Source organism: Bartonella bennetti (genome assembly GCF_045945445.1).
Classification (GTDB): Bacteria; Pseudomonadota; Alphaproteobacteria; order Rhizobiales; family Rhizobiaceae; genus Bartonella.
In genome coordinates, this window is the sequence record NZ_CP174576.1 from 1450052 (window position 1) to 1470903 (window position 20852).

The window sequence follows — 20852 nt, forward strand, 5'->3', positions numbered from 1 at the left end:
TCAAATGCAAACAACACGTATTCCTGTCACTCTTATTACCGGTTTTTTAGGTTCTGGTAAAACAACTTTGCTTAATTATTTGCTGCGAGATCCTCTCTTAGCTAACAGTGCTGTTATTGTTAACGAATTCGGTGAAGTAAGCATTGACCATCTTCTTGTTGAAAAAACAACAGAAGGAATTATTGAATTAACAAATGGCTGTTTATGCTGCAATTTGCGCAGCGATTTAGTCGATACGTTAGTTGATTTAATTGATTACACTCAAACAAAACATCTCAAACAATTGAATCGCATTATAATTGAAACAACAGGTTTAGCTGATCCTGCCCCTATTTTACAAATTCTTTTAAGCCATCCTCTCTTAACTCAAGCATTAGATATTGATGCTGTTATTACAACATTTGATGCATTAAACGCTCCTCCTATTCTCGAATCTCATCCTGAAATACAAAAACAACTGGCTTTTGCTGACAAAATTATTCTTACAAAAACCGATCTTACTGACCATACAATTCCCCTAGATTTTCTCACCAATAAACTCAAAGCTCTTAATCCCACAGCGCAAATCATCACTTCCCATTCTGACCAATGCAGCCCACATGAATTAATAAATAAAATAATTTGGAATAAAAGAGAAGGTAACATAGAGCTAAAAAAATGGCTCCCCACTGTTTCACATGATCATTCTCATTATCAAAATTTTCGCGCTTTTTCATTAGACTGTAATGAACCGCTTTATCCTGCTACGTTAAAAATTTTTCTAAATCTCTTAAAAGATCTTTATGGTGAAAAATTACTCCGTGTAAAAGCCATTATCGCATTGCAAGATAATCCGCATAGTCCACTTATTCTTCATGGGGTACAAACATTTTTTCATCCACCAATAAGGCTTCCGGCATGGCCAAAAGGCATCACAAAGACTCGCTTTGTCATTATTACCCATAGTGTTGAAAAAGAGGCAATACAAAAACTGTTTGATGCTTGTTTAAATAAACCAGCAATAGATACTCCAGATAAAACTGCTATTTTAGATAATCCTTTAGCTATTCCAGGAGTAAAATTTTAATCTCCTTTGTACATTAAAAAATCAACTACTCACATACAATTTACTTTATATCACTCTTATAACTGAAGGATCGTATATTCTCAATATAGCTCATCCTTATAAAGCTACAGCAACTGAAGTTTCATCAATAAAATGATCAAAAACATAACGTTTATCATAAACAGTAATTTTGGGAGGTTTACGATTTGTTTCAAAAAAATCATAACCTTCTTTGAGCATCATCCAGAATTCATAATGAGGACTCATATGATGGCGTTGCATATTAACATCGGTCATACGAAAAGGAAAAGCATGTAACTGAAACTCTTTTTGCCCACCTCTAAAAGCATCTCGCGCAAAGGCATAGATTTGAGCCATATTCCTGTCATTCATTGAATAACAGCCTACAGAAGTACAGGCTCCATGAACCATAAGATAACTCCCTGTACGGCCATGAATCTGATCATAAAGATTAGGAAAACCTATATTAAAAGAAAGATAATATTTTGAATAAGGGTTCATTTGATTTTCCTGAACGGTATAAAAACCTTCTGGGGCTTGAAAATCGCCTTCTCGATATTTAGGCCCAAGCTGGCCTGACCATTTGCAAATGTCATAACTTACAACAAGAACGAATACTCCTGAACGATTTTGCTTCCAAATTTCAGCAATATTATCTTCCTTAAAAAATCGCATCATAATTGGTGCATATTGATCAATATCATGCATCGCCATTTTATCGAGAATTTCTCGAGGCAACGACTGTTCAATTTTAGCTTTAAAAGAAGTAGGTAATCTCTCCTGGCATGCCATCAACATTCCAGTTACAATAAAAAGTACGGCTGAAAACAATTTATTTAATTTCATTGAATAAAAAGTCTCCGACAGTAAATATATCAACTCAAAGAACGACCAATTTGAAGATATTTTTCCCAACGCTCTTTTTTAATAGTTTCTCCATCTTTCCCAGCCATAGACTTTAAAGCATCTGAAATCATATTACCTGTTGCTTCAATTACAATTTCTTTTCCCCGATGCGCTCCTCCCAAAGGCTCAGGAATAATACCATCAATAATCTGTAACTTATAAAGATCTTGAGCAGTAATGCGCATATTCGTTGCAGCATCCTTTGCACGAGCTGAATCACGCCATAAAATAGAAGCCGCACCTTCTGGTGAAATAACCGAATAAATCGAATGCTCCAACATATAAACTTTATTGGCTGCAGCAATTGCTATCGCTCCCCCAGAACCTCCTTCTCCAATAATAACAGAAACAACCGGAACCTGTAAGCGTAAAGTTGCAGCTGTTGATTGAGCAATTGCCTCTGCCTGTCCACGTTCTTCAGCACTCACTCCAGGATAAGCACCCGCGGTATCAACAAAAGTCAGTAATGGTAACTGAAAACGATCAGCCATTTCCATAATACGCGCAGCTTTGCGGTATCCTTCTGGACGTGCAGAACCAAAATTATAGTGCAAACGGGTTTGCGTATCATAACCTTTTTCTTGACCTATATAAGCAATTGCGTCACCTTTAAAGCGTGCAAAACCAGCTTGAATAGCTGCATCTTCAGCGAATTTACGATCACCTGCCAAAGGCGTAACATCAGTCAACAATTGCGCTGAATAATCCATAAAATGAGGTCGATCAGGATGACGAGCCACCTGTGTTTTTTGCCACGGTGATAATTTTTTATAGAGATCTCTCAAAGCTGTTTGAGAACGCATTTCAAGACGCGCAATCTCATCACTCATATTAAGGCTATCCTTTTCCTGAGCGATTTTCTTTAATTCAAGAATTTGCAGATCAAGATCAGCAACTGGTTTTTCAAAATCAAGATAATTATACATTGCATCCAACTTATTTTGTATAATTTATACACTTATAATTTATTTTTAAAGTATTTTTCAAAAGATAATCTTTTTTACCCACTCTTACACTGATCAATAAGCGGATGATGTTCATTAACCAAACGATGCAGCCTAGCTTCCAATACATGTGTATAAATTTGAGTTGTAGAGATATCACAGTGACCTAATAAATGTTGAACCGCACGCAAATCAGCCCCATTTTGCAACAGGTGGCTTGCAAAAGCATGGCGCAACACATGAGGAGAAAAGTTTTCACTTCGTATTCCTGCTCTTTTAGCGAGATCTTTTAATCCGCGAGCAACAAATTGGCGTGCAATATATCCGGTCGATGAACGAGCAGGAAAAAGGTAAAAACTTTTTGCATCTTTTCCCTGATCACGCAAAATTAACCATTGCGACAGAATTTGACGTGCCTTCTCTGATACAAGTACCACTCGCTCTTTTTCACCTTTACCGCGAACTAAAATAAATTGCTCTTTTCTTCGTACAGCTTGAACCGGAAGACTGACTAGCTCACTGATACGTAATCCTGTTGCATAAAGCATTTCAAGCAATACCTGAAGACGCAAAGCACGGTAATAATCCTGCGATCCATACTCCGCTTGATCTGTCTCCAACTGTGCAAAATCAAGTAATTTTGTCACCGCATCTTCACTGATAATTTTCGGCAAAGAGCGGCCTTGGCGCGGTGAATCAATATCACTAGAAGGATCATCTTCTCTTAATCCTTCAGCATACAGAAATTGAAAAAATTGACGTAAAGTTGATAACCGACGTGCTTGTGAAGTTGCAGCGCAACCAGCAATCTGCATGAGCGATAAAAGATTGACCAAATCTTCTCTTTGCGCCGAAAAAAATGAAATAGAACACGAAGACAATTTATTTTGTGCCCATTGTAAATCATGTTGATAAGCTAAAAGTGTACGAACAGAAGCTCCTCGTTCCGCACTCATCATTTCAAGAAAACGATCTATGGCAGCATTATTTTTCATGTATTTTCTTTCAAAGATTCCTTTAATAAATCTAAAGGCACATCAAGATTTATATCAACCATCACTGGTTGAACATAAACTACAAGTGCGATCATAATGCTAAAAAGAATAATAATTAAAATGAAAAATATTATTAAAAATCGGGTTAATGTTGGCATGAAACAAACTATTCTAAAAAAATCTTAATTTTCTATCGTATCTGATAAAGATTAACAGGTATTGACTTTAAGATAGATAGATATCGAAATAAAATCATAAATAATAATTATTCTAAAAATATCCTCACAACACAAATAAAAAATCAACTGTTACTTTATATTAACCGATGAACACTCATATTCGTTGGTCTCATGGGTACAGAAAAATCAGTCATTGAAAAACATGTTGTCATCATGCCTAATTTACTTTTTTATGATGCTAATAAAATAGAGTTTCACACTCTTGAGCAAAGCATCATTTAAATATCCTTTAAAAATCTCTCTCATTTTAGCAACAAGCGTAAGAGCTTATATACCGAAAATCATATATCAAAATGAGATATCTATATGGCTCAAAAACAGATCTTAATATTCTCATTAAATGTGTTTTAAAGTATCCCACTCGACTATTGCTTCAAAAAAAGACTTAAAAAAATCATCAAGAACTCATAGAACAACGCTACCCTATCCATTTAAAAGTAAACTTAATGATTAACAATCACAGAAAACGTAGAGTAGCACAAAATATTATACGATCCGCACAATGCTCCTTGCACAAAAAAATATATGAAACTGGAGCATACACTTTACTAAATCTTGGCAACACATTTGGTTTACCTACAAAATTACAGGATATTCCAGAGACTGAAATGTTAATGACTTTTATAGCACAAGATAAGAAAATTTCAAAAAATAGTCTAACTATCATCCTAACATGCAAACTCAATCAATTATTTATTGCAAAACATATTACACCGAATGTCATTCTAAATTTTTTAAAACAAAAATTAATGAAAACGCGTTAATAAATACTTATAATGATTGATTAACCTTAACGCTTTCGCTATAAAATTAATGTGATTGGGTCTGCGTAGCTCAGTAGGATAGAGCACAGGATTCCTAAAAATTGGGCACTTTCAGAAGAAATTCTAAAAGTGAATCTGCTCAAATTCGGGGAAAACTTCACAAGAATTTGTATGTCAATCCCGAGCTAAGTCTCTTTTTAAATCAAAGAGAAAAGTGTAGAGACTGAACGGGCAGCACCTAAAAAGCATAAACTTTAAGGTGAAGAGACAGTCCAGACCACAAACAGTTTTTCTGATAAAGCTGGCGATGAAAATCGAAGTGGTATGAATCCTGGGGTCGTAGGTTCGAATCCTGCCGTAGACACCACTCCTTAAATTACAATTATTACTTTGAATAATTAAGGAAACATTATGAAAAAACTCTACTTAAGTTTATTATTGTTCAATCCAATTACTGCCTTCGCTGGCTCTTTGGTAATCAATGTACCAGATGTTCCAGAACCTATGATAAAAAATGTTGTTTATCAATGTGATACTGGAACAAATAAAGAAAAAGTCGAAGCAACTTATCTTAATGCTGATAATATTTCGTTAGTCGATTTTAAATGGAAAGGCGAGCGCATTATCGGAGCAAATGTTATCGCTGCTTCAGGATCAAAATATGCAGGAGCTCAGTATATTTGGTGGGAAGCTAAAAATGAAGTTACACTTTTTGATCTTATCAATGATCCAGAAGAAAAGAAACCTATTTTTTGTACAATAGAAGATAAGCAATAAAATAAGCTTTTATCAATTAGTTTTACATTCTTTTAAATTTTATGATTTTTTCTTTTTATGAAATAAAAGAGAAAGTGGTTTTTTTAAAGAATCCTCTGATTGATTTCGGTAAGATGCTGTTTGTGACAACAACATAGAAGTTATTGGTGTTGTCATAAACAAAAAAATTATCAACAATATCTCGTGAACAACAAATTTATGATCCACAAGCATTGAATAAAAAAAGGAAGCAATAATAATACTACTCCCTCCCCAACTTGTACTCAATGAAGATGTATGCAAACGTTCATAAAAGTTGGAAAAACGTACAAGTCCTATCGTTCCAATGAGAGTAAGACTAGATCCCAGTATTAAAAAAATGCTAATTATAATAGCACTCCAAAGTGAAATATCATCCTTCATTCAATAATTTCTCCACGCATTAAAAATTTTGCCAAAGCGATACTTGATATAGGACCTAAAAGGCTAATAATGAGAGCAGCTTCAAAATAAATAGTTGTCCCTGAACGAATATCAAACGTCAGAAATAAAAGGATAGCTGTCATATAAAGAGCATCCAAACCAACAATTCGATCTTGTGCTCTTGGACCACGAATCAATCGAAAAAATGCTAGAATCATTGCCAAACTTAAAAAAAGCTGTGAAAGATAAAGTCCCCAATAAAGAATAACCATACTCATGAAAAAATCTCCAAAAGCAACTGCTCATATCGCTGTTTGATCAACTGTTCATAATCATTTCCATCTATTAAATTTAAGACATGAATTAAAAGTTCACTATTTTTGCTATTATAAGCAATCCAAACGGTACCTGGAGTTACTGCCAAGATGCATGCTAAAATAGCTAAAGCTATCTGGCTCTCAAGCACTAGAGGGATAACAACAAAACCAGATTTTTGTTTTTCACGCCTTTTTGTTAAAATTAACCAAGCGACTGAAATATTTGAAGAAATAGAATCTATAAATACCCGAAATAATAATAGAAAAACCGCTTTCCAATTTTTAATGGTGGCTGTTTTCATCTCAATAAGCTGCATCATAAAACTACTTAACAAAGCAATAATAATGCCTAAAAGAAATTGACCTAAATTAAAACCGTTTAAAATCATCCACATTAAAACAATCGCACAGCTAAAAAAAGGATAAGAAAAAAAACGATTCATCAATTTTTCTCCATCTTTTGTAGAGAAAAATCAGTTAAAACACTACTGATATAATTTTTAGGATAATGTAAAACTTTAGCCGTTTCATACATATAATGGCTAACAGATCCAGCCATAATTGTTGTAACAAAACACAAAGCTAAAAGAACAGCAATAGGTGTAAATTCGATTACTTGCGCATGTGGAATTTTACCTTCAAGAGAAACCCAAAAAATCCGAATACCGGCTCTTGTCATTGAAATTAAAGTTGAAAAACCAGAAATAATAACAAAAATTATAAAAAGCCAATCTTGTACAACTGGTATATATGCAGCAGAATCCCCTTCTTTTGGATTAAAAATTGCCATAATCATCATAAATTTCGCAATAAAACCAGACAAAGGTGGTAATCCGATAATTAAAATAGCACAAATACCAAAACAAGCACCAAGAATTGCTAAAGTTACTGGTAAATAAGTACCTACTTCATCCTCCTCTTCCTCTTCTTCATCATTATACACTTCTGTTGTAACAGCTAAAACATCAGCAGCGACATCCTGATTCCGCTCAACTAATTCTATCAAAAGAAAAAAAGCTCCCAGCGCTAAAGTTGAAGAAACAATATAAAAAAGTGCCCCCGCTGTTAACACTATATTCCCTGTTCCAATTGCTGTTAACAATGTTCCAGAAGATACAAGAACACTATAAGCCGCTAAACGTCCCAAAGCTTGACTCGCCAATACTCCAATAAAACCAAAAGTTAAAGTCGCAAGTCCACCATAAAATAAAATCGTATAACCAAAATGAGTAAAATATCCACTTTCAGGACCAAACCATAACAATGTTAAACGTAAAATAACATAAATGCCCACCTTGCTCAAAATCACGAAAGCAGCACTCACAGGAGCTGCTGCTGCATCATAAGTTGGTACCAACCAAAAATTAAGTGGCCACATACCGACTTTAAGCAATAAAGCAACACCCAAAAGTGCTGCACCTATTTCAAATAAAATAATATCCGTAGAAGCTATATGTTTTATTTTAATTGCCAAATCAGCCATATTAAGCGTGCCTACTACTCCATAAATCAAAGCCGTACCAGTTAAAAACAAAAATGAAGCAAAAAGATTAATCACTATATAATGCATACCAGCACGAACTCGTGACTGCCCCGATCCATGTAAAGCAAGCCCATAAGAAGCGGTTAACATAACTTCAAAAAATACAAATAAATTGAATAAATCACCTGTCAAAAAAGCACCATTAATCCCTACTATTAAAAACTGCATCAATGACTGAAAATGAGGCCCTACCTTACACCAATAAGTTTGTGAAAAAACAAACGTGGCGGCAATCAATAAACTTGAAAGTAAAAGCATCAAAGCACTTAAACGGTCAAGAACCAAAATGATACCGAAAGGAGAAGGCCAATTACCAAGCCGATAAACATCTGAAGCCGGCGCTACCTCAAGAGTACGTATACACAGCAAAATAGAAATAATAATCAATAAACCCACAGAAGAAAGACTAATAAGCGATTTAAGCTGTGAATTACGTTCATCATAAAAAAGAAGAAATGCTCCAGTACTTAATGGCAAAAGAATAGGCAAAATAAGTAAATGATGTAACCAAGCTTCCATCACTTTGCCTCATGTCCATCAACGTGATCGGAACCCGTTAAGCCACGTGATACCAAGAGAATAACCAAAAATAAAGCTGTCGTCGCAAAACTAATCACAATTGCTGTTAAAACCAAAGACTGCGGAAGAGGATCAGCATAATTTGCTGGATTGATCGTATGAGATGGATCAACAATAGGGGCTGCATTACTACGAGGTCTACTTACTGAAAAAATAAAAAGATTTATGCCATAAGAAATTAATGACAAACCAAGAATAACCTGAAAAGTTCGTGGACGTAAAAGAAGCCAAATACCTGATCCAACGAGAACACCAATAGCTAAAGAAAGAACAACTTCCATTAATTTTCCCCTTTTTTCAAATTAGGTTTTTTACTAATTCGATAAACTCGAATTGATTGATGCGCAATTGCAATTAAAATAAGAACAGTTGCGCCCATCACTAAAGAAAACACACCTAAATCAAATAAAAAGGCAGATGCAGTAGGAACTTTTCCAATCCAAGGAAGATTCGTATATTGAAAAAAAGACGTTAAAAAAGGATATTTAAAAAACCAAGAACCTACCCCTGTTGCTACCGATAATAACAAACCGAAACCCATCCAACGCAAAGGCAAAACCCTTAAATGACTTTCCACCCAACGAATATTAGTAGCGAGATATTGTAAAATAAATCCTATTGCCAAAGTAATACCTCCAGCAAATCCACCTCCTGGAAGATCATGGCCACGCATAAATAAATAAATTGCAAAAGTAATAATAATAGGAAAAAGCCAATGCATAATAACAGAAGGAACAGCTAAATAATCGAACAAAGTATCCTCGTCTTGACGATTAAGCTGTTCTTTATTAAAAGCCATATGCATATGTTGTTGAAAAGGGGTTATACTTTCAGGTGCAGGACGAAAACGCCGTAAAAGCGCAAAAACAGTAAGTGCAACAACGCCTAAAACTACTATTTCTCCCATTGTATCAAAGCCACGGAAGTCAACTAACAAAACATTCACAACATTGCGCCCACCAGCATCAGAATAAGCTCGTGTTAGAAAAAAATCAGAAATTGTCATTCTTTGTGGACGCGTCATTACCGCAAATGACAGCCATGCTATACCTGCACCACTGACAAATGCTATGATAAAATCACGAACACGACGTAAATACACTAAAGATCCAACAGATACAGAAGAGGTAGGATAATGCAAACGCTTAGGTAACCAGCGCAAACCAAGAAGTAACAATACTGTTGTCACCACTTCAACAACCAATTGTGTTACCGCTAAATCAGGAGCAGAAAGCCACAAAAATGTTGCACAAGTCATTAAACCAGCGCCTCCCAACAGCATTAATGACACAAAACGGTGAAACTTTGCCTGCCAGGCAACTAAAAATGCACAAAATCCACCAATCAACCAAATAACAATAAAAGGAAAATCAAGAGGAAAAAGCGGCTCTGGTCCTGCTGAAACTAACCCGTCACGCCACAATAAAAGACCAACAAACACAAAGCACACACAAAGTACCCAACATAATTGAACTTGTAAACGACGTGTTGATAAAAAAGCTTCTGCTGCACATGGCCATTTCCAAGAAATAATCATAAAAATTCGCTCAAAAATACGCAATCTTTTTAAAGAACGAAAAAGAGGAACTCCCTCATCACATGATAGAAAATAGCGATGCCCTAAAATATAAAGCAATGTCCCCCCTGATAAGGCAACAAAACTCATAATTAATGGAGCATTAAAACCATGCCAAACAGCCAAATTATAAGAAAATGTTGTTGGTCCTAAAACAGCTACTATGGCATTATCTAAAATAGATCCCATTGTTAAATTAGGAAAAATACCCACTGCCAAACAAATAAAAACTAATAATTCTATTGGAAAACGCATAAAGTGTGGTGGTTCATGCGGTTGTTTGGGTAAATGAACAGGATCAGGTCCAAAAAAAACACTATAAATAAAACGTATAGAATAAGTTACACTAAACAAACTAGCTAACGTTGCTATATAAGGTGTGATCCTATTCAACCAAGATTCCATATGAATTTCAACTGTTTCAGCAAAAAACATTTCTTTTGATAAAAAACCGTTAAGTAAAGGAACACCAGCCATTGCAGCACTCGCAACTAAAGCAAGAGTTCCTGTAATAGGCATATAACGAAAAAGGCCTGTCAGTTTACGCATATCACGCGTACCTGTTTCATGATCAATAATACCAGCTGCCATAAATAATGATGCTTTAAAAGTAGCATGATTAGCCATATGAAAAATTGCTGCAACACAAGCAAGGGGACTGTCAAGACTCAAAAGCGTGGTAATTAAACCAAGATGGCTAAGCGTTGAGTAAGCAAGCAGACCTTTCAAATCTTGCTGAAACATTGAACAATAAGCACCAAGAAGCAATGTTATCAATCCCGAAATCCCAATAAGCCAAAACCAAACTTCTGTTCCAGATAAAACAGGCCATAATCGAACAAGTAAAAATAAACCCGCTTTTACCATTGTCGCCGAATGTAAATAAGACGATGCGGGCGTTGGAGCAGCCATTGCGTTGGGTAACCAAAAATGAAATGGAAATTGTGCACTTTTTGTTAATGCCCCTAATAAAACACAAATAAGAACCGGAATATAAAGAGAACTCGACCGAATGAGATTTCCAGATTCTAACACCTTATCCAGATCGAAACTGCCAACAATATGGCCAATCAATAAAACTCCGATCAGCAGTGCAAAACCCCCTAAACCGGTAATTGTTAAAGCTATACGCGCACCATCACGTGCACTGGCATTATGATACCAGTAACCAATCAATAAAAAAGAAAAAATACTGGTAAGTTCCCAAAAAATCACCAAAAATACGAGATTTCCTGATAAAATTATTCCTGTCATTGATCCCATAAAGGCTAGAAAAAAGGAAAAAAATCGTGGAACTGGATCTGCTGGATTCATATAATAGCGCGCATAAACAACAACAAGAAATCCTATCCCTGTAATTAAAAGGCAAAAAAGCCATGATAAACCGTCTATGCGGAGGGTTAGATTAACTCCCCATTCTGGAATCCAAGCAAGATCTAAACGTACCACACCGCTTCTACAAACCGCTGGATACAGCATAATTGTCAAAAGAAGGCTAAAAAGTGCAACAGCTCCAGCAAACCAGGCTTCATTATTTCTAGCAGTTGAACGAAAAAAACCAATGATAACACTACCACTAAAAGGAAGCAAAACAAGCAATATTAATATTGCTTCCCGTGTTGTCATTAGCTGAACTCCATTTTATTTTTAATATTCTATCATTGGTAAAATAAAAAATGTAAAATCATTCTTCCTTTCACACTTACAATAATAGATTTAAATAAAACTTAAAAATGTAAAAATTTTTTACAAAATGATCACTTCATGCACAAAACCCATATAAAATATTTCAAAGTTTTTACCTTTTATATTCTTTACCCTTTGAAAAAGCTCGACAAGCATTGTTTGCGGGGCCCATGAAAAGGTTGATAACTATTATCATTTTGAGTATAAGAACGATAATGAGCTTTACAATAATCAATATGTTGCTTCACATTCCACAGCTCTTTTTTTTCTAAAGAAGTAATGAATTTATCTTTTTGAGTTGATATAATCTCTAGGGGCATATCTTTCACATCTGAAGATGTATATGCAACAAATGCTTTTTCAGGATACCACCAGCCATCGCTATATTTGCGATAACCATGCCGATAATGACGATAACCTTTAAAACCATTCAGTTCCTTACGCCCAGTAATTGTCAAAAGAGGTGAATCATTTTGAACAGAAAGCTGATCAACCGCTTTTGCCTTAGCACCACTCTTGTATACAATATTAGAAATATTGGTCGTTATAATGAAAATACTGACAATCGTTGCAATAGACAAAATGGAATTTAAGTTTTTAATAGTAAACATAATATACATCTCAAAACAACTGAATAAAAACAAATTACAGAAAGTCTTCTTACTGCCAAATAAAAATAGATTTTCTCACTGCTATTTTTTCCTTGAGACATTCTGTTGCTATATGTACTAAACGTTAATATGAACAATAAGATCCTTCAAATGAGAACAAATAACAAATGATTGAGACTCCCTATTATCTTATCGATAAATCTAAACTCATAAAAAATATGAAGACTATTGCCCATTTACGAGCAATATCAGGAGTGAAAGTTTTACTTGCTTTAAAATGTTTTGCAACATGGAGTCTCTTTGATATTATGTCCCAGTATATGGATGGCACCACATCATCATCCCTTTATGAACTCCGTTTAGGAAAAGAAAAATTTGGCAAAGAAACTCATGCTTATTCAGTTGCATGGGCCGATGATGAAATTGACGAAGCCTGTAGTTACGCAGATAAAATCATTTTTAATTCAATTCAACAATTGCAACGCTTTGCTAACGCAACAAAAACTATGCAACGGGGTTTAAGATTGAATCCAGGGATAAGTGCATCAAATTTTGATCTTGCAAATCCCTCTCGCCCTTTTAGTCGCTTAGGAGAAACCAATCAGGATGCTATTAAAGAAGTCTTACCTCTCATTAACGGTTTAATGATCCATAACAATTGCGAAAACAGTAATTTTAATCTTTTTAATCAAATGCTTAACCAAATTGAGGAAAAATTTAAAGACCTCTTTATTGCAGTTGACTGGATTAGCCTCGGCGGGGGAATTCATTTTACCGCTGAAAATTATCCTTTAGAAGATTTAGCAGAACGTTTAAAGTGTTTTTCTCAAACTTATGGCATAACTGTCTTTTTGGAACCAGGAGAAGCCGCTATTACCAAGAGCACCACATTAGAAGTTAGCGTTCTTGACACATTATATAATAAAAAAAATCTCGCTATTGTTGACAGCTCAATTGAGGCGCATATGCTCGATCTTTTAATCTATCGTGAAAATGCCAAATTAGAACCAAATCACGGTCCCTATGAGATTATGGTTTGCGGTAAATCCTGTCTTGCTGGAGATATTTTTGGAACATTTCAATTTCCTAAACCTCTGAAAATAGGTGATAAACTATCCTTTCAAGACGCTGCAGGATATACAATGGTTAAAAAAAATTGGTTTAATGGCGTTGCAATGCCTGCCATTGTTACTAAAGAATGTAATGGAGTCTTAACACTTCAACGTAAATTTAGCTATAATGACTATAAAAATAGCCTTTCATAATGAATATAACAGATAAAAATCATCATGCAGCAGTATAAAAGGAGATGAACTTACAATGAAAAAAAACGTTCTCATTATTGGTGCTGGCGGTGTTGCACAAGTTGTTGCACATAAATGTGCCCAAAACAATGATATTCTTGGTGAAATTCATATTGCTTCACGAACACAAAAAAAATGTGATGCAATCATTTCTTCCATTCAAGAAAAAAAAGCCATGAAAATAGAAGGCACAATTAAAAGTCATGCACTCAATGCAATGAATGTCGGAGAAACTGTCAAACTTATTCAAAAAACAAAATGCGAAATCGTTATCAATGTTGGTTCCTCTTTTCTTAATATGTCAGTTCTTTCAGCCTGTACTGAAACCAAATGCGCTTATATCGATACAGCAATTCACGAAGACCCTTTGAAAATTTGTGAAACACCCCCTTGGTATGGCAATTATGAATGGCCCAGACGTCAAGAATGCAAAAAAGCTGGCATCACTGCTATTTTAGGAGCAGGTTTTGATCCTGGTGTTGTTAACGCTTATGCAGCATTAGCACGTGATAATTATTTTGATACGATTACCGATATTGATATTATTGATATCAATGCTGGAAATCATGGATGTTGGTTTGCTACAAATTTTGATCCAGAAATTAACTTTCGGGAATTTACAGGACAAGTATGGTCATGGCAAAATAGACGATGGACTTCTAACCAAATGTTTGAAATCAGTCGTGAATGGGATTTACCCATCGTTGGAAAACAAAAAGCTTATATGACAGGACACGATGAAATCCATTCATTGTCCAAAAATCTTGATGTTCCCAATATTCGTTTTTGGATGGGTTTTGGTGAACGTTATATTACTGTCTTTACCGTTCTTAAAAATCTTGGTCTCTTATCCGAACAGCCTATCAAAACAGCAGAAGGTCAAGAAGTTGTTCCTTTAAAAGTTGTGAAAGCTGTTTTACCTGATCCAGCCTCTTTAGCACCAAATTATACAGGAAAAACTTGTATTGGAGATCTTGTGAAAGGCACAAAAAATGGAAATTCAAGAGAAGTTTTTATTTATAATATAGCTGACCATAAACAAGCTTTTAATGAAACTGGTGCACAGGGAATTTCTTATACAGCTGGAGTCCCTGCAGCGGCTGCTGCCATCCTTATTGCTACAGGCGAATGGGATGTAAAAACTATGGTGAATGTGGAAGAACTGCCACCACATCCTTTTCTAAAATATCTCGATCATATGGGACTTCCAACTTATGTAAGAGAACAACAGAACGATAAGAAATTACAATTTTAGTTTATTCGTACAACGAAAATACAATAAAACCGCTTTTTTTAAAGGCGGTTTTATCAAAACATAAAGATATTAGGGGGACAAACTCTCCCATCCTGCTTTCAAAAAGGACTACGAAACCCTGTTAAAAAGTAATTTTAGGTATGAATAGGTTTAGAAAATGTCGCTAAAGCTGCTTCCCGCACTGCTTCCGATAAGGTAGGATGCGCATGACAACAACGCCCTAAATCCTCCGATGAACCACCAAATTCCATCAGAACTGCAATTTCATGAATCATTTCACCCGCACCAAACCCAAGAATATGCCCACCCAAAACCTGATCTGTCTTTTTATCAGCAAGAATTTTAACAAATCCATCATTTTTTTGCATTGCGCGAGCACGCCCATTTGCCATAAAGGGAAACTTTCCAATGTTATAATTAACACCTAACGCTTTAAGCTCTTCTTCTGTTTTACCTACACTAGCGATTTCTGGTTGTGTATAAACAACACTGGGAATAACATCAAAATTAACATGACCTCTTTGACCAGCTAAAATTTCAGCCACAGCAACACCTTCTTCCTCAGCTTTATGGGCCAACATTGGACCTTTGACGACATCACCAATCGCATAAATTCCTGGAATATTGGTTTGCCACTGTGCATCTATCTTAATAAAACCGCGTTCATCCATCTGAACACCTGCTTCAGCTAAACCAAGCCCCTCTGTATAGGGAGAGCGTCCTGTGGCAATCAAAACAACATCAGCTTCTAAAGTTTCTGCAGCACCGCCTCGAACAGCTTCAAAAGTTACCTTAGCAACTGAATTAGATTGAGTAACGGCTGTTACCTTCGCACCAAGCCTATATTCAATCCCTTGTTTTTCCATTAACTTCTGAAATTGCCGTGAAACTTCACCGTCCATTGATCCTAAAACTTTATCAAGAAACTCTACAATAGTAACTTTAGCGCCCAAACGACTCCACACTGAACCAAGCTCTGAACCGATAACACCCGCACCAATAACGACCATGCGTGTAGGAACTTTTTCAAGTGCAAGCGCTCCTGTCGAAGACAGAATCACCTTTTCATCAATTTCAACATTCACACCTGGAATACCTGATACATCTGAACCCGTAGCGATAATAATATTTTTTGTTGCAACCTTGTGTTGATTCCCATCTTTGGTAAGAACTTCAATCTGACCTGCATCTAAAATTTTTGCGTGGCCATGAAAAGTATCAATTTTATTTTTTTTCATCAAAAAAGAAACGCCACTTGTATTGGCTGTCACAACAGCCTTTTTATGTGCCATCATCTTATCAAGATCAAGCTTAACTTGAGAAACAGAAATACCTAGCTTATCAAAGCCATGTTGTGTTTCAGCAAATAATTCTGAGGCATGTAACAATGCTTTAGAAGGAATACAGCCAATATTAAGACACGTACCACCCAATGTTGCACGTTTTTCGATGATCGCAGTTTTGAGACCCAATTGAGTAGCTTTTATTGCTGCTACATAACCACCTGGACCAGCTCCAATCACAACAATATCATAAGACATCTGTCTCCCCTTTCATCCTCAAAAACTGGTTTTTTATAAATCAAGAACAAGACGTTCCGGATCTTCCAAACTTTCTTTAACACGCACAAGGAAAGTAACAGCTTCTTGCCCATCTACAATACGGTGATCATAAGAAAGCGCTAAATACATCATTGGACGAATTACAATTTGTCCTCCAACCACCATCGCACGTTCCTTAATCGCATGCATTCCCAAAATACCAGATTGTGGTGCATTCAAAATCGGTGTCGACATTAACGACCCATAAACACCACCATTAGTAATAGTGAATGTTCCACCCAACATATCCGCGACCGCCAATTTTCCATCGCGAGCAAGACGCCCTAAACGACCAATTTCTTTTTCAATTTCTGCAATTGACATTTGATCTGCACTGCGAACAACCGGAACCACAAGCCCTTTGTCTGTTCCAACAGCAATCCCAGCATTAACATAGTTTTTATAAACAATATCTGTTCCATCAATTTCCGCATTAACAGCAGGAAGTTCTTTTAATGCATGGCAAACAGCTTTGGTAAAAAAGCCCATAAAGCCAAGTTTAACACCATGTTTCTTTTCAAAAAGATCTTTGTAACGTTTACGCAAATCCGTCACAGTAGACATGTCAACTTCATTAAATGTGGTTAACATTGCTGCTGTATTTTGCGCATCTTTAAGACGACGTGCAATTGTCTGACGCAATTTTGTCATACGAACACGCTCTTCATTCACTGCATCCACAGATGCAACAGAAGAAACAGAAGCTGATGTTTTTGTCCCTTGTGCTAAAACATCAAGAACATCTCCCTTGAGAATCTGTCCACGCTTTCCAGAACCTGAAAGATCACTTTTCTCTATGTTATTTTCAGCCATTAATTTTGCTGCTGAAGGTGTAGGAGGCATTGTTCCTCCTAAAGAGAAGGCTGATACAGACGCTTCCATAGGAGCAAATGTTGGTGTAGATGTTACAGAAGATGACAATGCAGGTGATGCAGAAACACCATCAGCTCCCGCTTCAACCATCCCTAAGAGAGCATTCACTTCAACCGTATCACCTTCTTTTGCAATGATTTCAGATAACTTTCCAGCAACAGGAGAAGGAACCTCAACAGTTACCTTATCAGTTTCTAATTCGACCAAAGGCTCATCCATAGCCACCGCTTCACCAATTTTCTTAAACCATTTGCCAATTGTTGCTTCAGTAACTGATTCGCCCAAAATAGGAACACGGATTTCAGTAGCCATAATATTTTTCCATACATCAGAGTAATAATAAATATAATAATAAATTAAGAACCTAACGCGTCCTCAAGAAACGCGGCAAGCTGTTCAAGATGTTTCGACATTAAACCAGTCGCAGGCGATGCACTTGCAGGACGCCCAGCATAACGTGCACGCGAATAACGTGCACGAATATGAGTTAGAACCCATTCTAAATAAGGCTCAATAAATGACCACGCACCCATATTTTTGGGTTCTTCTTGGCACCAAACAATTTCTGCCTTTAAAAAGCGCGACAACACATTCACCAGAGCTTTTGCTGGAAAAGGATAAAGCTGTTCAACACGTAACAAATAAACATTATCAATTCCTCTCTTCTCACGCTCTTCATAAAGATCATAATAAACTTTACCTGTACAAAGAACAACACGGCGAATCTTATTGTCTTTTTGTAATTTAATCACAGAGTTCTTAAGGAATTCTGCATCATCAAATAATAAACGATGAAAATTTGTTTCGGGCCCCATTTCACTTAAAAAAGAAACCGCTCGTTTATGACGCAAAAGTGATTTTGGTGTCATTAAAATCAATGGTTTACGAAAATCACGTCTAATTTGGCGACGCAAAATATGAAAATAATTTGCAGGAGTTGTACAATTTGCAACCTGCATATTATCCTCTGCACAGAGTTGCAGAAAACGCTCTAAACGCGCTGAAGAGTGCTCTGGCCCTTGTCCTTCAAAACCATGAGGTAATAAACACACAAGACCAGACATACGAAGCCATTTACGCTCAGCAGATGAAATAAATTGATCGAAAATGACCTGTGCACCATTAGAAAAATCACCAAATTGTGCTTCCCAAAGTGTTAAACCACGTGGCTCAGCAAGTGAATATCCATATTCGAAACCAAGAACAGCTTCTTCGGAAAGCATGGAATTTACGATTTCACAAATAGCTTGCCCTTGTTGTAAATTATTTAAAGGAATATAACGGTCTTCATTTTCTTGATCATAAAGAACCGCATGACGTTGTGAAAAAGTTCCACGTTCAACATCTTCACCAGAAAGGCGAACAGGTGACCCTTCTAAACACAAAGAACCAAAAGCTAAAGCTTCAGCTGTTGCCCAATCAAAGCCCTCACCAGTTTCAAACATTTGAATACGATTATTTAAAAAACGCTGAATCGTTTTATGTATATGAAAACCTGATGGAACCTCGACAAGTTTTCGTCCAATCTCTTTTAAAGTTTTTAATTCAACACCTGTCGTTCCACAGCGTTGTTCATCACTATTACTGGCAGCTTTAAAACCCGTCCAGCTCCCATCAAGCCAATCCGCCTTATTAGGTTTATAAGAAGCACTGGCTTCAAATTCACTTTCAAGCTTATCACGCCACATTTTTTTCTTTTGTTCAACTTCTTGAGAATCAATAACTCCTTCAGCTATTAGCTGACTACTATAAAGTTGAACTGTTGTTTTATGATTACGGATCGCTTTATACATAAGCGGCTGTGTAAAAGAAGGTTCATCGCCTTCATTGTGCCCGTAACGGCGATAACAAAACATATCAATAACCACCGGTTTATGGAAAATTTGACGAAATTCTGCTGCTACTTTTGCTACAAACACAACAGCTTCAGGATCGTCTCCATTTACATGAAAAATTGGTGCATCGATCATTTTCGCAACATCTGATGGATAAGGCGACGAACGTGAAAAGCCTGGATCAGTTGTAAATCCGATTTGATTATTGATAATCACATGAATTGAGCCAGCAACACGGTAACCTCTCAGATCTGAAAGACCAAACATTTCTTGAATAACGCCTTGTCCTGAAAAAGCCGCATCACCGTGAATAAGAAGGGGCAAAACTTTTGACCGTTCACTTAACGGTGTAACTTCCGTACGCTCAGAACCAACAAGTTGATCTTGCTTAGCACGTGTTTTTCCAATCACAACTGGATCAACAATCTCAAGATGAGATGGATTAGGCAAAAGCGACAAATGAACTTTTTTACCATCAAATTCACGATCAGCAGAAGTCCCCAAATGATATTTTACATCACCTGATCCTTCTACATCATCAGGTTTATAAGAGCCACCCTTAAACTCATGAAAAATAGCTCGATGCGGTTTTTCAAGAACTTGAGCAAGAACATTTAAACGACCACGGTGAGCCATCCCAAAAACTATTTCTTGTACTCCTAAAGCACCACTATGTTTAATAATTTGTTCAAGAGCTGGGATAAGTGCTTCACTCCCATCAAGGCCAAAACGTTTCGTCCCTTTATATTTTGTATCCAAAAATTGTTCAAAACCCTCCGCTTCTATAAGCTTGTTGAGAATAGCTTTTTTACCCCTTTGTGTGAAAGAAATTTGTTTATCTGGTCCCTCAATACGCTCCTGAATCCAGGCTTTTTGAGCAGGATTTGAAATATGCATATATTCTACACCAATTGTCGAACAATACGTACGATTAAGAATTTCAAGCATCTGCGGGATGGTTGCGTACTCTAATCCCAAAACATTATCAATAAAGATCGGACGTTCGTAATCAGCAGGACTAAAACCATAAGCTTCTGGAGATAATTCTTTATAGTCTTCTGAATTTTGAGCCAGTTGAAGCGGATCAAGCTGCGCATGAAGATGTCCTCGAGCTCGGAAAGCACGAACCATCATGAGTGCATGAACAGAGTCCCGCGTTGCTTGAATAATATCTTCTTTGCAAAATGTCTTTCCATTTTGTACAGCATTAACAGCTGCTTTCTCTTTTAATTTATCCCCAAAATGCTTTTCAAGTGCAGACCAATCGTTGTCTAAAGCAGAAACCAGCTCCCCACTTTCTTTTAATGGCCAATGATCCCGTTGCCATGTTGCTCCTTCAGCATTTTTGAACACATCTTCTTTACTATCTTGAAAAGTTTCAAAAAAATCACGCCATTGTCGATCAACATTGGTAGGATTTTTTTTATATTCAGCATAAAGTTGATCTATATAATCCGCATTTCCACCATATAAAAATGATGTTTGTGTAAAAAGATCATTCTTCTCATCCTGCCTTGCCATATATATTTCCGGAACAACTGTTCCGTCTCCTTAATATACCCGCTTTTCTTTTTAAAAT

General features: G+C 36.3%; 17 protein-coding genes and 1 pseudogene. 5 read left to right on the plus strand and 13 right to left on the minus strand.

The genetic code is table 11. The features are described 5' to 3' along the window. Positions 1–4 precede the first annotated feature (4 nt). Entirely contained in the window at positions 5–1066 is a 1062-nt protein-coding gene (locus tag ACJTDF_RS06525) for a CobW family GTP-binding protein (protein WP_407965478.1), read from the plus strand. Between the two features lie 96 nt (positions 1067–1162). On the opposite strand, the gene ACJTDF_RS06530 is transcribed toward ACJTDF_RS06525, so the two are convergent. From ACJTDF_RS06530 to ACJTDF_RS06540, 3 genes are all read right to left on the minus strand, one after another. Then, complete coding sequence (locus ACJTDF_RS06530; RefSeq protein WP_407965479.1) at positions 1163–1912, minus strand: hypothetical protein; 750 nt, start codon at positions 1910–1912, stop codon at positions 1163–1165. Between the two features lie 29 nt (positions 1913–1941). Then, the gene (locus tag ACJTDF_RS06535) at positions 1942–2898 is read right to left on the minus strand and encodes an acetyl-CoA carboxylase carboxyltransferase subunit alpha (RefSeq protein ID WP_407965480.1); all 957 of its coding nucleotides are present in this window, start codon (positions 2896–2898) and stop codon (positions 1942–1944) included. Between the two features lie 74 nt (positions 2899–2972). Continuing rightward, positions 2973–3911, minus strand: coding sequence for a site-specific tyrosine recombinase XerD (locus tag ACJTDF_RS06540; RefSeq protein WP_407965481.1), 939 nt, complete (start codon positions 3909–3911; stop codon positions 2973–2975). Positions 3912–4719: 808 nt separating this feature from the next. Between ACJTDF_RS06540 and ACJTDF_RS06545 the strand changes: the two are divergent. Further along, positions 4720–4914: pseudogene (locus ACJTDF_RS06545) on the plus strand (3-dehydroquinate synthase); the annotation flags it as partial. Between the two features lie 411 nt (positions 4915–5325). Continuing rightward, the gene (locus ACJTDF_RS06550) at positions 5326–5691 is read left to right on the plus strand and encodes an MliC family protein (RefSeq protein WP_407965482.1); all 366 of its coding nucleotides are present in this window, start codon (positions 5326–5328) and stop codon (positions 5689–5691) included. A 39-nt stretch (positions 5692–5730) separates the two neighbouring features. Here the strand turns inward: ACJTDF_RS06550 and mnhG are convergent, their stop codons facing one another. From mnhG to ACJTDF_RS06585, 7 genes are all read right to left on the minus strand, one after another. Continuing rightward, positions 5731–6093, minus strand: a complete 363-nt coding sequence (gene mnhG / locus ACJTDF_RS06555) for a monovalent cation/H(+) antiporter subunit G (RefSeq protein ID WP_249674297.1) — start codon at positions 6091–6093, stop codon at positions 5731–5733. Next, positions 6090–6371, minus strand: coding sequence for a K+/H+ antiporter subunit F (locus ACJTDF_RS06560; protein WP_249674295.1), 282 nt, complete (start codon positions 6369–6371; stop codon positions 6090–6092). The genes mnhG and ACJTDF_RS06560 overlap by 4 nt, the downstream gene beginning before the upstream one ends. After that, a complete protein-coding gene (locus ACJTDF_RS06565; protein WP_407965483.1) occupies positions 6368–6853 on the minus strand; it encodes a Na+/H+ antiporter subunit E in 486 nt (161 codons plus the stop codon). Before ACJTDF_RS06565 ends, ACJTDF_RS06560 begins: the two co-directional genes overlap by 4 nt. Further along, positions 6853–8472, minus strand: a complete 1620-nt coding sequence (locus ACJTDF_RS06570) for a monovalent cation/H+ antiporter subunit D (protein ID WP_407966237.1) — start codon at positions 8470–8472, stop codon at positions 6853–6855. Before ACJTDF_RS06570 ends, ACJTDF_RS06565 begins: the two co-directional genes overlap by 1 nt. Next, positions 8472–8813 (minus strand): Na+/H+ antiporter subunit C, encoded by a 342-nt coding sequence (locus tag ACJTDF_RS06575; RefSeq protein ID WP_078680796.1) that lies wholly within the window; start codon positions 8811–8813, stop codon positions 8472–8474. Before ACJTDF_RS06575 ends, ACJTDF_RS06570 begins: the two co-directional genes overlap by 1 nt. Further along, complete coding sequence (locus tag ACJTDF_RS06580; protein WP_407965484.1) at positions 8813–11734, minus strand: monovalent cation/H+ antiporter subunit A; 2922 nt, start codon at positions 11732–11734, stop codon at positions 8813–8815. The genes ACJTDF_RS06575 and ACJTDF_RS06580 overlap by 1 nt, the downstream gene beginning before the upstream one ends. Positions 11735–11922: 188 nt before the next feature. After that, positions 11923–12405 (minus strand): BA14K family protein, encoded by a 483-nt coding sequence (locus tag ACJTDF_RS06585; RefSeq protein WP_407965485.1) that lies wholly within the window; start codon positions 12403–12405, stop codon positions 11923–11925. 167 nt (positions 12406–12572) lie between these two features. On the opposite strand from ACJTDF_RS06585, the gene ACJTDF_RS06590 reads away from it, so the two are divergent. Together ACJTDF_RS06590 and ACJTDF_RS06595 are read left to right on the plus strand one after the other, a co-directional pair. Further along, positions 12573–13670: a carboxynorspermidine decarboxylase gene (locus ACJTDF_RS06590; protein ID WP_407965486.1), complete on the plus strand. Its 1098-nt coding sequence runs from the start codon at positions 12573–12575 to the stop codon at positions 13668–13670. A 55-nt stretch (positions 13671–13725) separates the two neighbouring features. After that, positions 13726–14964 (plus strand): saccharopine dehydrogenase NADP-binding domain-containing protein, encoded by a 1239-nt coding sequence (locus tag ACJTDF_RS06595; RefSeq protein WP_407965487.1) that lies wholly within the window; start codon positions 13726–13728, stop codon positions 14962–14964. A gap of 134 nt (positions 14965–15098) precedes the next feature. Here ACJTDF_RS06595 and lpdA read toward each other — a convergent pair whose 3' ends face one another. The 3 genes from lpdA to ACJTDF_RS06610 are packed head-to-tail and all read right to left on the minus strand — an operon-like array spanning position 15099 to position 20794. Further along, on the minus strand, positions 15099–16505 hold the full coding sequence (gene lpdA, locus ACJTDF_RS06600) for a dihydrolipoyl dehydrogenase (RefSeq protein WP_407965488.1): 1407 nt from the start codon (positions 16503–16505) through the stop codon (positions 15099–15101). Between the two features lie 33 nt (positions 16506–16538). Further along, on the minus strand, positions 16539–17750 hold the full coding sequence (gene odhB / locus ACJTDF_RS06605; RefSeq protein ID WP_407965489.1) for a 2-oxoglutarate dehydrogenase complex dihydrolipoyllysine-residue succinyltransferase: 1212 nt from the start codon (positions 17748–17750) through the stop codon (positions 16539–16541). Between the two features lie 44 nt (positions 17751–17794). Next, on the minus strand, positions 17795–20794 hold the full coding sequence (locus ACJTDF_RS06610; protein ID WP_407965490.1) for a 2-oxoglutarate dehydrogenase E1 component: 3000 nt from the start codon (positions 20792–20794) through the stop codon (positions 17795–17797). Positions 20795–20852: the final 58 nt, after the last annotated feature.

Excerpts from the sequence above, each read along its gene's own strand:
- ACJTDF_RS06525 (WP_407965478.1), top strand. The coding sequence starts at position 5 with ATGCAAACAACACGTATTCCTGTCACTCTTATTACCGGTTTTTTAGGT.
- ACJTDF_RS06530 (WP_407965479.1), bottom strand. The coding sequence starts at position 1,912 with ATGAAATTAAATAAATTGTTTTCAGCCGTACTTTTTATTGTAACTGGA.
- ACJTDF_RS06535 (WP_407965480.1), bottom strand. The coding sequence starts at position 2,898 with ATGTATAATTATCTTGATTTTGAAAAACCAGTTGCTGATCTTGATCTG.
- ACJTDF_RS06540 (WP_407965481.1), bottom strand. The coding sequence starts at position 3,911 with ATGAAAAATAATGCTGCCATAGATCGTTTTCTTGAAATGATGAGTGCG.
- ACJTDF_RS06550 (WP_407965482.1), top strand. The coding sequence starts at position 5,326 with ATGAAAAAACTCTACTTAAGTTTATTATTGTTCAATCCAATTACTGCC.
- mnhG (WP_249674297.1), bottom strand. The coding sequence starts at position 6,093 with ATGAAGGATGATATTTCACTTTGGAGTGCTATTATAATTAGCATTTTT.
- ACJTDF_RS06560 (WP_249674295.1), bottom strand. The coding sequence starts at position 6,371 with ATGAGTATGGTTATTCTTTATTGGGGACTTTATCTTTCACAGCTTTTT.
- ACJTDF_RS06565 (WP_407965483.1), bottom strand. The coding sequence starts at position 6,853 with ATGAATCGTTTTTTTTCTTATCCTTTTTTTAGCTGTGCGATTGTTTTA.
- ACJTDF_RS06570 (WP_407966237.1), bottom strand. The coding sequence starts at position 8,472 with ATGGAAGCTTGGTTACATCATTTACTTATTTTGCCTATTCTTTTGCCA.
- ACJTDF_RS06575 (WP_078680796.1), bottom strand. The coding sequence starts at position 8,813 with ATGGAAGTTGTTCTTTCTTTAGCTATTGGTGTTCTCGTTGGATCAGGT.
- ACJTDF_RS06580 (WP_407965484.1), bottom strand. The coding sequence starts at position 11,734 with ATGACAACACGGGAAGCAATATTAATATTGCTTGTTTTGCTTCCTTTT.
- ACJTDF_RS06585 (WP_407965485.1), bottom strand. The coding sequence starts at position 12,405 with ATGTTTACTATTAAAAACTTAAATTCCATTTTGTCTATTGCAACGATT.
- ACJTDF_RS06590 (WP_407965486.1), top strand. The coding sequence starts at position 12,573 with ATGATTGAGACTCCCTATTATCTTATCGATAAATCTAAACTCATAAAA.
- ACJTDF_RS06595 (WP_407965487.1), top strand. The coding sequence starts at position 13,726 with ATGAAAAAAAACGTTCTCATTATTGGTGCTGGCGGTGTTGCACAAGTT.
- lpdA (WP_407965488.1), bottom strand. The coding sequence starts at position 16,505 with ATGTCTTATGATATTGTTGTGATTGGAGCTGGTCCAGGTGGTTATGTA.
- odhB (WP_407965489.1), bottom strand. The coding sequence starts at position 17,750 with ATGGCTACTGAAATCCGTGTTCCTATTTTGGGCGAATCAGTTACTGAA.
- ACJTDF_RS06610 (WP_407965490.1), bottom strand. The coding sequence starts at position 20,794 with ATGGCAAGGCAGGATGAGAAGAATGATCTTTTTACACAAACATCATTT.